This window comes from Lactobacillus sp. ESL0684, assembly GCF_029392675.1.
Classification (GTDB): Bacteria; Bacillota; Bacilli; order Lactobacillales; family Lactobacillaceae; genus Lactobacillus.
Map to the genome: position 1 here is coordinate 1026727 of NZ_CP113941.1, position 15013 is coordinate 1041739.

The 15013-nt window shown below is 37.1% G+C and carries 15 protein-coding genes; 4 read left to right on the plus strand and 11 right to left on the minus strand.

Annotated features, from left to right (window positions below; translation table 11 throughout):
- Window positions 1-36: 36 nt before the first annotated feature.
- Complete coding sequence (typA, locus tag OZX56_RS04785) at window positions 37-1878, minus strand: translational GTPase TypA (protein WP_277126373.1); 1842 nt, start codon at window positions 1876-1878, stop codon at window positions 37-39.
- Between the two features lie 291 nt (window positions 1879-2169).
- Between typA and def the strand changes: the two genes are divergently transcribed.
- From def to OZX56_RS04805, 4 genes are all read left to right on the plus strand, one after another.
- On the plus strand, window positions 2170-2724 hold the full coding sequence (gene def / locus OZX56_RS04790; RefSeq protein ID WP_277126372.1) for a peptide deformylase: 555 nt from the start codon (window positions 2170-2172) through the stop codon (window positions 2722-2724).
- A gap of 183 nt (window positions 2725-2907) precedes the next feature.
- The gene (locus OZX56_RS04795; RefSeq protein WP_277126371.1) at window positions 2908-3132 is read left to right on the plus strand and encodes a DNA-dependent RNA polymerase subunit epsilon; all 225 of its coding nucleotides are present in this window, start codon (window positions 2908-2910) and stop codon (window positions 3130-3132) included.
- A 6-nt stretch (window positions 3133-3138) separates the two neighbouring features.
- Window positions 3139-4818 (plus strand): ribonuclease J, encoded by a 1680-nt coding sequence (locus tag OZX56_RS04800; protein WP_277126370.1) that lies wholly within the window; start codon window positions 3139-3141, stop codon window positions 4816-4818.
- Window positions 4819-4868: 50 nt separating this feature from the next.
- Complete coding sequence (locus OZX56_RS04805) at window positions 4869-5804, plus strand: YegS/Rv2252/BmrU family lipid kinase (protein ID WP_277139088.1); 936 nt, start codon at window positions 4869-4871, stop codon at window positions 5802-5804.
- 45 nt (window positions 5805-5849) lie between these two features.
- Here the strand turns inward: OZX56_RS04805 and OZX56_RS04810 are convergent, their stop codons facing one another.
- The 10 genes from OZX56_RS04810 to OZX56_RS04855 form a co-directional block, all read right to left on the minus strand.
- Window positions 5850-6641 carry a hypothetical protein gene (locus OZX56_RS04810; RefSeq protein WP_277139089.1) on the minus strand — a complete coding sequence of 264 codons (792 nt, stop codon included), beginning with the start codon at window positions 6639-6641 and terminating at the stop codon, window positions 5850-5852.
- Between the two features lie 15 nt (window positions 6642-6656).
- On the minus strand, window positions 6657-7364 hold the full coding sequence (locus tag OZX56_RS04815) for an ABC transporter ATP-binding protein (RefSeq protein ID WP_277139091.1): 708 nt from the start codon (window positions 7362-7364) through the stop codon (window positions 6657-6659).
- A 109-nt stretch (window positions 7365-7473) separates the two neighbouring features.
- The gene (locus tag OZX56_RS04820) at window positions 7474-7863 is read right to left on the minus strand and encodes a DUF1828 domain-containing protein (protein WP_277139092.1); all 390 of its coding nucleotides are present in this window, start codon (window positions 7861-7863) and stop codon (window positions 7474-7476) included.
- On the minus strand, window positions 7853-10225 hold the full coding sequence (locus tag OZX56_RS04825; RefSeq protein WP_277139093.1) for an ATP-dependent RecD-like DNA helicase: 2373 nt from the start codon (window positions 10223-10225) through the stop codon (window positions 7853-7855). The genes OZX56_RS04820 and OZX56_RS04825 overlap by 11 nt, the downstream gene beginning before the upstream one ends.
- Window positions 10218-10868, minus strand: coding sequence for a CDC27 family protein (locus OZX56_RS04830; RefSeq protein ID WP_277139094.1), 651 nt, complete (start codon window positions 10866-10868; stop codon window positions 10218-10220). The genes OZX56_RS04825 and OZX56_RS04830 overlap by 8 nt, the downstream gene beginning before the upstream one ends.
- The gene (locus tag OZX56_RS04835; RefSeq protein WP_277139095.1) at window positions 10868-11527 is read right to left on the minus strand and encodes a histidine phosphatase family protein; all 660 of its coding nucleotides are present in this window, start codon (window positions 11525-11527) and stop codon (window positions 10868-10870) included. The genes OZX56_RS04830 and OZX56_RS04835 overlap by 1 nt, the downstream gene beginning before the upstream one ends.
- A 104-nt stretch (window positions 11528-11631) precedes the next feature.
- Window positions 11632-12723, minus strand: a complete 1092-nt coding sequence (gene mnmA, locus OZX56_RS04840; protein WP_277140352.1) for a tRNA 2-thiouridine(34) synthase MnmA — start codon at window positions 12721-12723, stop codon at window positions 11632-11634.
- A gap of 36 nt (window positions 12724-12759) precedes the next feature.
- Complete coding sequence (locus tag OZX56_RS04845) at window positions 12760-13101, minus strand: DUF1831 domain-containing protein (RefSeq protein ID WP_277126361.1); 342 nt, start codon at window positions 13099-13101, stop codon at window positions 12760-12762.
- A 47-nt stretch (window positions 13102-13148) separates the two neighbouring features.
- Window positions 13149-14306, minus strand: coding sequence for a cysteine desulfurase family protein (locus OZX56_RS04850; protein ID WP_277139096.1), 1158 nt, complete (start codon window positions 14304-14306; stop codon window positions 13149-13151).
- Window positions 14284-15003: a 5'-methylthioadenosine/adenosylhomocysteine nucleosidase gene (locus OZX56_RS04855; protein ID WP_277139097.1), complete on the minus strand. Its 720-nt coding sequence runs from the start codon at window positions 15001-15003 to the stop codon at window positions 14284-14286. Before OZX56_RS04855 ends, OZX56_RS04850 begins: the two co-directional genes overlap by 23 nt.
- Window positions 15004-15013 lie beyond the last annotated feature (10 nt).

The window sequence follows — 15013 nt, forward strand, 5'->3', positions numbered from 1 at the left end:
TTCATCATGGCACTCTGATTAATTTAATAATTTTTATTATTTACGATTACGCTTCTTATCAGCCTTTTGACGCTCAGAAGTATTCAAAATCTTTTTACGCAAACGAATTGATTCAGGTGTTACTTCACAGTACTCATCATCATTCAAGAATTCGATCGCTTCTTCGAGAGTCATTGCTTTAGGAGTTCTAATGGCAGCTGCATGATCTTTACCAGCAGCACGCGTATTAGTTAAGTTCTTACCTTTAATTACGTTAACCGCAATATCACGATCACGAGAAGATTGACCAACAATCATCCCCTCATATACTTCAACACCAGCACCAATAAACAATTCACCACGCTGCTCAACCGTTTGCAATGAGTAAGTTGTCGACTTACCTTGACTAATTGCCACCAATGCACCGTTTTTACGTCCCGGTTCCCAGTTCTTAACTTCTGGTTTATAGGAATCAAAACTATGGTTCATAATTCCATAACCACCAGTTTGTGACATAAATTCATTGTTATAACCAATTAAACCACGTGAAGGTACTAAGAAATCTAGGCGAGTTTGACCATTGCCAGTTGATTCCATATTCTTCATTTCACCTTTTCTTTGTGAAAGAGAATCAATTACTGAACCAACGTATTCATCAGGAGTATCAATTTGGACAGCTTCAAATGGTTCACACATTTTACCATCTATTTCACGATAGATAACCTTAGGACGTGATAATTGTAATTCAAAGCCTTCACGCCGTAATTCTTCAACTAAAATTGACAAGTGTAGTTCACCACGGCCAGAAACTGTCCAAGCATTTAATTGATCAGTTGGTTCTACTTTTAATGAAACATCAGTCCGAGTTTGCCGAATTAAACGATCCTCTAACTTCTTAGGAGTTACCTTGTCACCTTCGCGTCCAGCAAACGGTGAATCACTAGCCACAAAGTCCATCTGCAAAGTTGGCGGATCGATCTTCAATAGCGGCAATGCTTCTGGATTTTCAGCTGAAGCAATCGTATCACCAACAAAAATATCGTCAATTCCGCTGATCGCAATAATATCACCAGCTTTAGCCTCTTTGATTTCATTTCGCTTTAATCCAAAGAACCCAAACAACTTGGTAACTCGGAAGTTCTTAGTTGAACCATCATGCTTCATCACGGTAATGTTATCGCCAACTTTAACTTGACCACGATAAATCCGGCCAACACCGATTCGGCCAACATAATCATCCCAATCAAGCATAGTGATTTGGAACTGCAAAGGTTGATCAGCATTATCAAGTGGGGCAGGAATAGATTTAATAATTGTGTCAAAAATTGGATCCATCGTCTCTTTTTGAGTGTCTAGATCGGCTTCATAAGAAGTTGTACCATTTAATGCAGAAGCATAAACAACTGGGAAGTCCAATTGCTCATCATTTGCACCTAACTCGATAAAAAGTTCTAATACTTCATCCATAACTTGCTTAGGACGTGCACCTGGGCGATCAATCTTGTTAACCACAACAATTGGCTTAACTCCAGCATCCAAAGCTTTTTTCAAAACGAAACGAGTCTGTGGCATGGTACCTTCATAAGCATCAACTAATAGCAATGCCCCATCAACCATGTGCATGATACGTTCAACTTCACCACCAAAGTCCGCATGTCCTGGGGTATCTAAAATATTGATCGTTGTATCACCATACTTAACCGCAGTATTCTTAGATAAAATAGTAATCCCGCGTTCACGTTCAATATCATTTGAATCCATTGCCCGATCTTCCAAAGCCATGTGCTCAGGAAGAGTGTCGGATTGTTTCAATAATTGGTTAACTAAAGTTGTCTTACCATGGTCAACGTGAGCAATAATTGCTATATTTCTAGTATCGTCTCTTCTTTTTTCTGACAAAAGTATTCCTCCTCCACTCCTCAATAAAAAAACTGTGACCTGGTCACAGTTTCGGCGGCACATTACTAATATGCTGATCGAAGTGTTTCTTATCTGTATATTTACGCTCATTGATTTTACCACCTATGTATATTTAGGTCAACAAATACGTAGAACTTAAAAAAATACAAGATCAATTTGGGCTAGAGCTTTTTCAAATTTAAAATTTAGTATAAAATAAAAGTTAGACGAGTAAGTTAACTTTATGGTAAAAATGTAAACTGTAAACTTTTAATGAAAGAGTGAATTTAATTGATTTTAATGAAGAATATTACCCGTGATGGTAATCCTGTGTTGCGCAAAGTTGCTGAGCCGCTAACTTTTCCGTTAAGCAGCCATTACCAAAAGCTAGCCGATGAGATGATGGAATATCTTGTTAATTCCCAAAATCCCGAGATTGCTAAAAAACACCAATTACGTGCTGGCGTGGGCCTAGCTGCTCCACAAGTTGGTGAAAGTGTTCAGATGGCTTCATTGCTTGTCCCAAATGATAAGAACGAAATTGTTTTTAAAGAGACCTTCGTTAATCCCGAAATTTTATCAGAATCTGTCCAGCAAGCCTGCTTAAGTGAAGGTGAAGGCTGTTTAAGTGTTGATCAAGAAATCGATGGCTATGTCCCACGACCTGATAGATTAAAAATCCATTATTACACCGTTGACGGTAAAGAAAAAACTATTCGCCTAAAGGACTATCCAGCCATTGTTGCCTCACATGAAATCGAACACTTACGTGGTCACCTATTTTATGATCGCATTAATCAACAAGATCCGTTTAAGTTAGCTGAAGATACAGTAGTTGTGTATTAAATTATTAAAATTAATACATTAATTGAACCGACAACTTAGTTTGGCGGTCTTTTTTAATTAAACGATTAGTCCATGTTTCTATACTTGAATTTATAAATATGGTAGAATTTTATTAGCTATTGGATATTTTAGTTAATATTCAAATTAAGAACGTTTAAATAACTGAATAAGGAGAATACAAATATGATCTACAAAGTTTTGTATCAAAAAGACAAGATTGTCAATCCTAGAAGAGAAGCCACTCAGACTCTTTATCTAGAAGCAGATAATCTAGTTACAGCAAGAACCTTGGTTGAGGACAATACCCCCTATAACATTGAACTCATTCAAGAATTGACCGGCAACTCACTAACATATGAAAAAGAGAACGCTAACTTTAAATTGACGTCCTTTGAAAGCAAGAAGTAATTATCTGTGCGTATTAAAAATAACGAAGTAGCTGTTTTTGCAATCGGGGGGTTGCATGAAATTGGCAAAAATATGTATTGTGTGCAGTACCAAGATGAGATTGTCATTATGGACTGCGGCATCAAGTTTCCTGAAGATGATCTATTAGGCATCAATTACGTTATCTCAGACTATTCATACCTAGTTAAGAATCGCAAGAAAATTAAGGCACTAGTCGTTAGCCACGGTCACGAAGACCATATCGGTGGTATTCCCTTCTTACTTGAAAAGATTCCTGAAATTCCGGTATATGCAACGCCATTTGCACTATCGCTTATTAAAGGTAAACTTGAAGAACACGGATTACTCAGAACGACCGAATTACATGAAGAACATGAAGATACCGTTTTAAAATTTAAAAAGTTATCTGTTGAATTTTTTAGAACTACTCACTCTATCCCTGATACTCTAGGTATTGCCGTCCATACTCCACTGGGTGCTGTAGTGTTTACTGGTGATTTTAAATTTGATTTAACTCCAGTAATGAATCAGCCTGCACCAGATTTTCAGAAAATGGCTAAGCTAGGTAGCGAAGGCGTTTTAGCATTATTATCTGACTCAACAAATGCTGAAGTCAGTCAGTTCACTAAATCTGAACGTTTTGTAGCTAAATCACTCCATGATATTATCACGGGAATTCATGGACGAATTATCTTTGCGACTTTCGCTTCTAATCTTTACCGAGTATCAACCGCTATTCAAGCAGCGATTGATACTGGTAGAAAAGTGGCTATTTTTGGTCGTAGCATGGAAAATGGTGTCCAAAACGGTATTGATCTGGGTTATCTAAATGTTCCCGAAGGATTAATTGTTGATGCCAACGAAATTAACCACACACCACCTGACCAAGTCATGATTCTGTGTACTGGTTCTCAAGGCGAGCCACTTGCCGCATTATCACGAATTGCCAATGGTACTCATCGGCAGATCAGTCTGCAACCAGATGATACAGTCATCTTTTCATCTAACCCAATTCCTGGGAATACGCTTAGCGTTAATCACCTCATTAATAAACTAATGGAAGGTGGCGCCAACGTAGTCCACGGTCGTGTTAATAACATTCATACTTCTGGTCACGGTGGTCAAGAAGAACTCAAAATGATGGTTCGCTTAACTCACCCGCAATATATGATTCCAGTCCATGGAGAATACAGGATGCAAGTAGTTCATACTGAATTGGCTCAAGCGGCTGGCGTTCCTGCTGATCACACTTTTGTCTTAGATAATGGTGAGGTCTTGTGTTTCGGTCCAGACGGATCCAGGATTGCTGGACGAATTCCTGCAGGTGATGTCTACGTTGACACTTCAGGAACTGCTGATGTTGGTAACGTCGTAGTCCATGATCGTCAGATTTTATCTGAGGATGGCTTAGTAGTAGCGGTAGCAACCGTTGATTACAAACATAAACGAGTATTGGCAGGACCTGATGTCCTAAGTCGTGGTTTTGTTTATATGCGCGAATCGACAGATTTGATTAGCCAAGCGCAAAAGCACATCTATCACATTATTAAAACTGAAATGGATAAAACCGATCATCCTAAAGATAGTGTTATTCGCAAGGCGATCGTAGAAAATCTCTCCGACTTTTTATATTCGCGAACCAAACGTAGACCAATGATTTTACCAATGATTGTTGAAAAGAAATAAATAAAAAGCCCAAGTGGGCTTTTTATTTTTAGTAAAGATAGATCAAAAATATGAAAATACATCTCTTAGTCAATGAGTCAGCTGGCAATGGCCATGCTAAAAAAATATTCGATCAAACCGTTTTACTCTTAATTGATCAAGATATTGCATTTAGCTTTGAAAAAAGCAACTATGCTGGCGAGTTAATTACATTAGCTGAAGCGTATGGCAACCTAACCCATTCTGATAATGAATATCTGATAGTTATTGGCGGCGATGGCTCACTTAATGAAGTCTTAAACGGCATTAAGCGATCAAGCCAACCCAATTTACCTTTTGCTTATTTACCAGCTGGTACTGGTAACGATTTTGGTCGAGCTGCAAACCTAACTAATCAGCCGAAAACTTTACTCAAGCAATTAAAAAAGCGGCCTACTCCCACCTTAATGGATTGCGGCGCTTTTAAAATAATTAATCGTTCACAGCAGACTTATTATTTTGCCAATAATTTAGGTATTGGGTTTGATGCTTATGTTAATCATTATAGCAACCATTCCAATTTAAAAAAGTTACTTAACACGCTTAAGCAAGGAAAATTAAGCTATATATCCTATATCTTGAAAGCGGTTAGTAAGCAGGATACATTTCAGGTAGATGTTCAAAGTAAGTCGCACAAACTACATTTTAATGATGCTTTTTTAGTAACTACAACTAATCATCCATACTTAGGCGGCGGTATTCCACTACTTCCTAGTGCATCTGTTACTAACCATCAGATCGCTACTGTCATTGTAGAAAAACGCAGTATCCCTAAGTTAATCAAACTGTTTATTAACCTACTCAAAGATGGTTCGCATATTAAAGATCCGCAATTTCATTATCTTGAAGCAAAAAAAATTACTATTAAAACTTATCAACCTGAATTTGGTCAAGTTGATGGTGAAGAAATTCATCCAAGAGCCTTTGAACTTGAGCTAACAGTTAATCACTTTAACTTATTAAAATGAACAAAACCGCTTTTCGCAGTTAGTGAAAAGCAGTCTTTGTTTGTCCTAAAAAGCTTCAAACGAGCCATTCTTTCGTTCTTTTTTAAAGAAGTAATTAAAAATAAAAATACCTATTATTAACCAGACTAGGTTGACGAGTAAATAGTTAACTATCTGCATCGTGAAAATTCTTTGTCCCAAAAATAACTTTCGGACTAATTCTATTCCTCCGACATACGGTACCAATTCTTGCCAAACGCTATAAACAGGAAGATAGACATTTGAAACCATTAATAAAATAGCTTGAAAAATAGTTGACCATTGTCCAAGCTGCTTGAAGCGCAGTGATCCAGCAGCAAAGATTAAACCCAAACCAAACATACCAACATTTGAAATTAACGACAAAATAAAGGTCAAAATTAAAAGCCAGATCATTTCCCCTAGAGAATATGACGTAACCAGACAAGTTCCTATACTAAGCACTATCAAGTAAAGCCAAGTAATAGCACTATCTGCCAAAGCTTGAATCAAATATAATAACCATAATGGGAAAACTGCTTGTACCTCGCTTTCTAAGATACCAGCCTTTTCATTACTTTCAATTGCCATAGCACAGCTCCCAAGCTGTGAAATTCCCAAACTCCAAAAGAGATAGCCGATTAAAATAATAAAAACCCCATTATTAGTATGATATAGCTTACCCATTTCGCTAGTATCAGAAAACAACATAATAGCAACCAGCGCACCAGCATAAATTAAAAATTGACTAAGGGTTGCTGGTAAATATCGTAAATTGCTTTTTAGTTCTAAATAAAGTTGTACCCAAAATAGTTGCCAGACTTTTTTAATTCTTCGCAAAGTTTATCTCCCTCATTAATCATACAATTCATGATACATGGCAATTAATTGCGACTCAGCTAACGGATGCGTAATTGTTTGTGCAATAGTTCCATTTTGCAAAAATATATAATAATCAGCCACTGCTGCTAACATATGTGTATCATGAGAAGAGATCACTTGCAGCTTTTTAGTCTTAGTCCTGAGTTGCTTAATAAGAGTAACTAATTCTGCTTGAGCAGAAATATCTAGACCATTTGAAGGCTCATCTAACAGTATTAGCTCCGTCTGCAGTGCGGCTGCCACCAAAATAGCTGCTTTTTTCTTTTGTCCAGTTGATAACTTTTCAAAGGTAGTAGATAAATTATTATTAAAGTTAAAAACTTCGGCTAACTGAATCAATTTTTCCCGAGTTTTATTCAAATTTTGACCTTTTAATGAAGCAAAATATAATTCATTTTCCAAAATAGTCAATTTATTGCGCAGTCCGCGTTCACCCGAAACAACAAAGGTGGTTTGTTTACTAGCCCAATTAGCATAACTTTGTCCTGTTTGATCAATACTAATCCTACCACTAGTTGCTGCCAATACTCCACTTAATAAGCGCAGCATCGTTGACTTACCAGCACCATTAGGACCAACTAGACCAATTACAGAAGACTTTTGAGATAAAGCTAAGTTTATGTCGTGCAAGATCAACTTTTTGCCATAGGTTTTGCTAACCTTATCAAAGATAATTGTCATTAAGTTAATCCTCCTAAATATTAATTATTTTTTATTAAAAATATAATTTAATTAAAGCACTTTTAGTTTATCTAAGCAATAAAAAAACAGTAGTAACTACTGCTTTGGTTTACCCTAAATATGAAATTGCCACTTGCAACTGTGCTAACTTCATAATTGAACTTGCAAGTTCAGACTTAGGTATTGTTATTGAAATCTCATTTGTTAATTCATCAAAGTCAAAGCCACTACCAAGTACTAGTTCCGTAGCAGTTTGGATTAATTCTTCATCACTAGCTCCTGGATCAAGCTTAAAAAGTAGACGTCCATCATCACTTACCTGATAAGCATTATCAAGCATTTTAATGAAACAATAAATTGTATCACCATAGGCATCAATTTCAGTAGTTGCCACTTCCAGTGTATCTTCACTAACTTGCGCAACCTTGGTATTATCAATTACCCAATCACTAATTGATTTTTGTACAGACTCACTATTAAGTATTGCTTTATTGTTCATAATTTCCTCTATCCCGTGTTGCCAGCCTAATTCCCTGCATCCCAATCATAGGATCAATTTGACCAGAATAAATCAATTGCGGTGTTAAAATCGTTTCTGCTACCTTATCTGAACTAGTTTCCTGTTCATCAGCTACTAAATCCCCAGTCACAGTTTGCTGATTCGCTTTTGCAAATTGCTTTTGCAATTTTTCAGTTAAGCCAGTTTTCCGATCGTTGCCTGAAGTATTCAGAGCCATTGTATAAGCACGTTGATCACCAATTAAAACCAAATTTTTTTCAGCTCTAGTTACCGCGGTATATAATAAATTGCGCTTAAGCATGATATAGTTTTGCATAGTCAAGTTTAAGATAACTAATGGAAATTCTGAGCCCTGTGCCTTATGAATTGTAATTGCGTAAGCTCGGGTTAAGTCAAACAAGTCTTTTTTACTAAAAGTAATTTCTCGTCCATCAAAATCAGCAATTAGACACTTCTTAGAACTTTTTTCATCAAGTGCTATCACCTTACCAATTTGGCCGTTATAGATATCCTTTTCAGGATTATTTTGTAATTGCAAAACGCGATCACCAATCCGAAATTGCTCATCGTGCACCTCTATATGTTTACTATTGGGTTTGGGCGGATTCATAATTTCTTGGATAATATTATTTAAATTAGTTACGCCACCTTCGCCATGATACATTGCTCCTAGAACCTGGATATCATCTTTTGCAAATCCTTTAGCTAGAGCTCGTTCAACAACTTGGCTAACTACATGACCAATTTCATGTGGTGGACAAGAGATAAAGGAATAATTTTGAGTTTTCTTGAATAAAGCTTCTTGGTTCTGACCTGCATTAATTTCATGTGCTAAGGTAATAATACTAGAATCATCACCCTGTCGGTGAATTTGCGTTAAAACCGTAGTCGGAAAAACTTCGGACTTAATTAAATCACTAAAGACATTTCCTGCACCAACTGAAGGCAACTGATCTTTATCACCAACAAAAACAATATGCTTAATTTGATTGATACTGTTAAGTAACTGTTTAAACAAAAACATATCAACCATCGACATTTCATCAATGATGAGAACTTCACCATTGAGTTCGTTCAAATCTACATCATTACTTGGCCCTATTCCCATTCCTAGTAACCGATGGATTGTCTTAGCGCTGATACCCGTAATTTCCTCCATTCTTTTAGCAGCCCGACCTGTTGGAGCCGCCAATAAAAACGGTGGATCACTGCTGTATAAGGCCGAATTGGGAATTTCAGCTAAATCGCGTAAACAGAGCAAAATGCCATTGACAATAGTGGTTTTTCCAGTACCAGGACCACCAGTTAAGATAGATAATGGCTCATTAACTGCATTTTTAATGGCAACCTTTTGGGTTTCATCATATTTTATGTGCAATTGTTTTTCCGCTTGAGTTATTGCTTTGTTTAAAGCCACTTCACTATATGGAGTGGTCTTTTGCTGGTGATCAGTAACCTGCTTCATCGTTAGTGCAATGTCATTCTCCGTTTCAAAAATACTTTGCAAGGCCGCATTTTCACCAGTAACTACTATCTTACCGGTCTGCTGAAGCTGATTCACACAAGTAGCAATAGAATCATATTCTGTGATATGCAATAGCTTGCTAGTGTCTGTCAGTAACTGAGCTAATTTAATATAAGTATTCCCAGCTTTGCTAACTTCATCAAGTAACACCTGATAAACTGCACCCTTAATCCGGTGTTCATCATCGGGTTTAAAACCGAGCTCCTGCCCCATTCGGTCAGCATTTTTAAACCCGTACCCAGTTACTTCAACAATTGGCCCATAAGGATCCGCTTGCAATTTTGTAAGGGTCTCACCATGATAAACTTGATATAGTTGCCCAGCAACTTTTTTATTCAGACCAAATTGCGCTAATTTTAAGACAATTTCTGAATAAGAATCCATTGCATTGACACCAGTTAGCAAACTATCCTTTTGCTTTTGAGTTAAAGATAGCGTCGCAATCTTAGCGGGCTGCTCCTTTAGAACCTTTAATGCATCAACACCCAATTCAGCAATAATCGTATTGGCAGCTTTTTTACCAATACCAGGAAACTGATCAGAACTTAAATATTTAGTTAAACTCCCCTCTTCATTAGGAAGAGCTTGCTCATAGCTTTCACAACGAAACTGCAAGCCAAACTTATTATGCACGATTAACTTACCTGTAAAATGATAAGTCGCACCTAGCTGAACCTCACCAAAATTACCAGTAACCTTGATTTCGTCTTCATCATATCCAGCTAATTTACCAACAATTAAAATATTAAGAATCTTATATAAATCTTGGTCAGCTTCAAATACAATTCCTGTTAGTTTACCAGTAAATTCAGTCATCTTGTTTGTCCTGATTATCAATGTTACTCAAAATTGCTGCATATTGCTCAAGCGCTTGCTCATAATATTTGGAATCTAATTCACGTGATTTAGCCAGATATTGCTTCGCCTGTTCCTTATCGGTAGCTAAAACCGTAATTCCTAGTAAGAAATTAACCTTAGCACTACGCTTATTATCTGAAATCTGGCAATAACTAGCTTCAGCTTGCTGCATTTCACCTAAATTCAACCAGATATCACCCAGTAATTCATTTACTCGTTCATCAATTTGCTTAATAGTTAAGGCATAAGCGAGTGCTTTTTGCGGCTGCCCTAGTTTCAAATAAACTAGCGCCTTTTGGTATAAAACCAAATCATCATTAGGAATTTGGTCAAGTAAGCCTAATGCTTTATCAAATTCACCTTGCATATAATAACACACAGCTAAATCATAATCTAAATCTTGCGGCTCTTTAACTAGTGACTTTGCTTGCTCCAACAATTGAGTAGCTTGAACAAAGCTGCCCTGTTCGAGTAAATAAGTTGCTAATTCCAAATAATTTTCCGTTTTTTGCGGGTTAACATCAATTTTAGTAATTAGTTGATGAACTTTTTGGTTAATTTTTTGCTTTTCAGCCTCAGTTTTTGCTTCTTTTTTAGTCATTATAATGAATCCGTTTCTGCTAATTTTCTTTCTAAAAAATCTGTTTCATTCCAAACTATGGTCTGAAAATTTTTACCTTGATCTTTTGTTTCCAAAATAGTCAGACTAGTATTACTTAAACTACCATTTTGCCTGACATTTTTTAAAGAAAAGCCCAGCAAGCCACCCATCATACCAGATAAAGCGGCGCCATGACTAATAGCAAGTACTTTGTCAGTTGCAGTTGGAAATTTTTGTGCGACATCATGAGCAAAACTCTTACCACGGTTAATTACTTCAGGATAATCTTCGCCGTCAATTGCTTTACCATCATAACATTCTGGATGATTCCATAAATCGTCAACTTGCTTAGGAAAGCGCTGCTTAGCCTGAGCAAAGTTAAGTCCCTCCATCTGCCCCAAATCAAATTCACGCAGTCGTTCATCAATTGTCACAGGCAGATCAATTCCTGCACTATTCGTAATTCCATTAGCAGTATCAATCGCCCGTTTTAGAGGACTAGAATAAACTCCAGCAAATTCCACTCCACGTAAATGTTGGCCTAACTTCTTAATATCTGTCAAACTTTGCTCTAATAGTGGTGAATCGCCATGCCCACCTTGAAAACGTCCCTCAAGATTCCACTCAGTTTTTCCATGCCGTACAAAATAAATCTGCATTGCTATGCCCTGCCTTTTCTTTTGGATTACTTATCTAGTTTATCATTTAATTTTGCTAAAAGAAAAAGAGAAAAGACAACAATTTATCTTTTCTCTATCATCATTTAAACTAACTGTAATTGCTGTTCATCTTGATACGCAGCATCAATATTGCCACCACCAAGACACTCTTCACCGCGATATAATACTAAAGCCTGGCCGGGCGTTACTGCACGTGCTGGCTCATCAAAGTAGACGGTTACGCTGTTACTTTGAGCATGGTACTCAGCAGTCACTGCCACATCTGGTTGGCGATAACGGAACTTAGCACTACAATGAATTTTAAAATCATGATCAGGTTGCCCAGCAAAAAATGACATTTCACTAGCTTCAAGCTTAGTTGCATATAACAATTCACTATCATAACCCTGTTCAACAATTAACTCGTTTTTGGTTAAATCTTTACCGACAACAAACCAGGGATCAGTTGATTCTTTAGTTGAGCCTAAACCTAATCCTGAACGCTGACCAATTGTATAATACATTAGTCCGGCATGTTCACCAACCACTTTTCCGGTTGGAGTAACCATTTTACCTGATTTAGCGGGCAAAAACTCTGTTAAAAACTTTCTAAAATTACGCTCACCGATAAAACAAATCCCGGTTGAATCCTTCTTCTTAGCCGTAGCTAAACCTGCCTTAATCGCAATTTCACGTACTTGCGGCTTAGTTAAATCTGCTAACGGGAAAATTACCTTATTAATCTGCTCTTGACTTAGTTGACTCAAAAAATAAGTTTGATCCTTATTGCCATCCTTAGGACGCATCATATGAGTAAGACCATTTTGATCAGTTACTGTTTTGGCGTAATGACCCATGGCAATATAATCTGCGTCTAAATTAAGTGCAAACTCTAAAAACGACTTAAATTTAATTTGGCTATTACACATAACATCAGGATTGGGAGTTCGACCTTTTTTATATTCACTTAAGAAATATTCGAAAACCCGATGCCAATATTCCTTTTCAAAATTAATTGAATAATAGGGAATGCCAATTTGATCGGCAACTTTTTTGACATCATCATAGTCTTCAGTTGCTGTACAAACACCAGCATCGTCGGTATCATCCCAGTTCTTCATAAAGACACCAATTACATCATAACCTTGCTGCTTAAGTAACAGCGCAGATACGGAAGAATCAACGCCGCCACTCATTCCAACAACAACTCTAGTCTTCTTTGCCAATTATCATCAATCCTTTACTGCCATAATAATGTTACGCTCTATTAAGTCTTTTAAAATATAATTTAAAAGATCCACAGTTTGTGCTAATTGTTGATTCTTAAAAATATTCACTTTCTTTAAGCCATTACGATCAGTAACCACCATGGTAAAGTGGGTCATTGCTTGATTAATCGTCATCTTAAGTTTAGTAGGCGCATCATAAGGTGAGTCATTATAAAGTGGATGTTCATAATTATAATTTCCCTTAGCAGTTTTTACAAAACCCGCATCAAGCAATGCATAGAGCTTTAAGTCTGGACTTAAGGTGAACTTACGTGTATCACCATTCAATATCACTGTATTTGCCATAATTTACCTCACTTACTAATAATAAGTTAACTTACTTAAGAATGCAACTATTTATTTTTCCATTGCGTTTTTTGAGCAATTTTCACTAATTCCAAAGCAAATGCTCGGATTTCTGCAACCGTATTATAGCGACCAAACGAAATTCTAATTGATTCATCAATTCTTGCCGACTTTTGACCAAAACAGGCCACTAATACATGTGACGGTTCAAGTGAACCCGCTGTACAAGCTGATCCGCCCGAAACGGCATAACCAGCTAAATCAAGATTAGCTTGTAAAATTGTGGTGGAAACACCATTAATTCGTAAGTTTAGAACATGGTGCGAAACATTCTTGCCGCGTCCACCATTGACTTGATAGCTAATTCTAGCTTCATCTAATTCATGCAAGATAATCTCCTGAAACTCGCTATATTTAGCCTGCAATTCCTGCTTATTAATCTTGCTAAGCTCATTTACTGCCTCGCCAAAACCAGCAATTCCAGGAACATTTTCCGTACCTGCACGCCGCTTAGTCTCTTGCTCACCACCATATATTAGTGATGGTAAGTTAATGCGAGCATTTTTATATAAAAAACCAAGAAATTTGGGGCCATTAATTTTATGAGCCGAAGTGGATAATAAATCAATCTGCATTTTCTGTACATCTAGATCAATATTACCTAATCCTTGCACCGCATCAACGTGAAAATAGGCATTACTATCAGCGACAATTTCGCCAATCTCTTGTAACGGGTTGATACTGCCAACTTCGTTATTAACGGCCATAATTGATACCAGAATCGTTTCTGGAGTTAAGGCAGCTTTTAAATCAGCAAGCGAAATATGCCCAGTTGCATCAACATCCAGATAAACTACATCAAAACCGTTTTTTTCTAATTGACGCAGCGGTTCTAACACAGACGGATGTTCAACTTTCGTAGTAATGATTCTGTGGCCAACTTCCCTTTGCATACGGGCGATTCCAAAAATTGCCGTATTATTGCTTTCTGACCCTCCCGAAGTAAAAATAATCTCGTTAGCTTGGGCATTGATTGCCTGACTAATTTGGCTGCGAGCTTGCTCAATGACTTTACGAGCAACGCGGCCTAATTCATAAGTACTAGATGCATTGCCAAAATTTTGCTTCATTTGCTCAGTAATTGTGTCAATTACTATGGGCGACATTGGTGTAGTTGCCGCATTATCCAAATAAACTTGCGTCATTTTTCATCATCTTCTTTAAATATTTACAAATTAATTTTGCTGCCTTGGCACCCACTTCTTGGGCAAAATGATCAAAGTCACCGTCAGCTTCTTGATCACCATTATCAGAAATCGCCCGCAAAGCAATTAACGGCGTTCTAAAATGGTCAACAACTTGTGCAAAAGCAGCCCCTTCCATCTCTACTCCTAAAGCATCAGGAAAATTGGTTTTAATTATCGCCTTTTGTTCATCCGAACCAATAAAGGAATCACCGGTCACAATTAAGCCAGTTTGTACTTTGATATTTTCTGCTTGCAAAAAGTCGGCAAAAGCTGTTTTTGCAGGAGACTCCAATCTAAATTCAGCAGGCTCACCCGGAATTTGTCCCTCAACATAATTTCCCGCAAGCGTATTATGTGCATCGTGATAGCTGAATGAGTCAGCCAGAATTAAATCTGACCGATGAACAAAAGTCTGCAATGAACCAGCAGTTCCAGTCATCAATACCAAATCAATTTTTATTTGGCTCAATAAACTAGTTAGGTTCATTGCAGCCTGGACTTTACCAATTCCACTCAGACCAATATAAATATCGTTTTTAGTACCAGAAAAGTGCTCGAACACACAAGATCCGAACACTTCCTTAGTACCTGAGTGAAAATATTTCTGATAATATGTTGCTTCAATTTCCATTGGAACAATAATCGCTATTTTCATCTTTATCCTC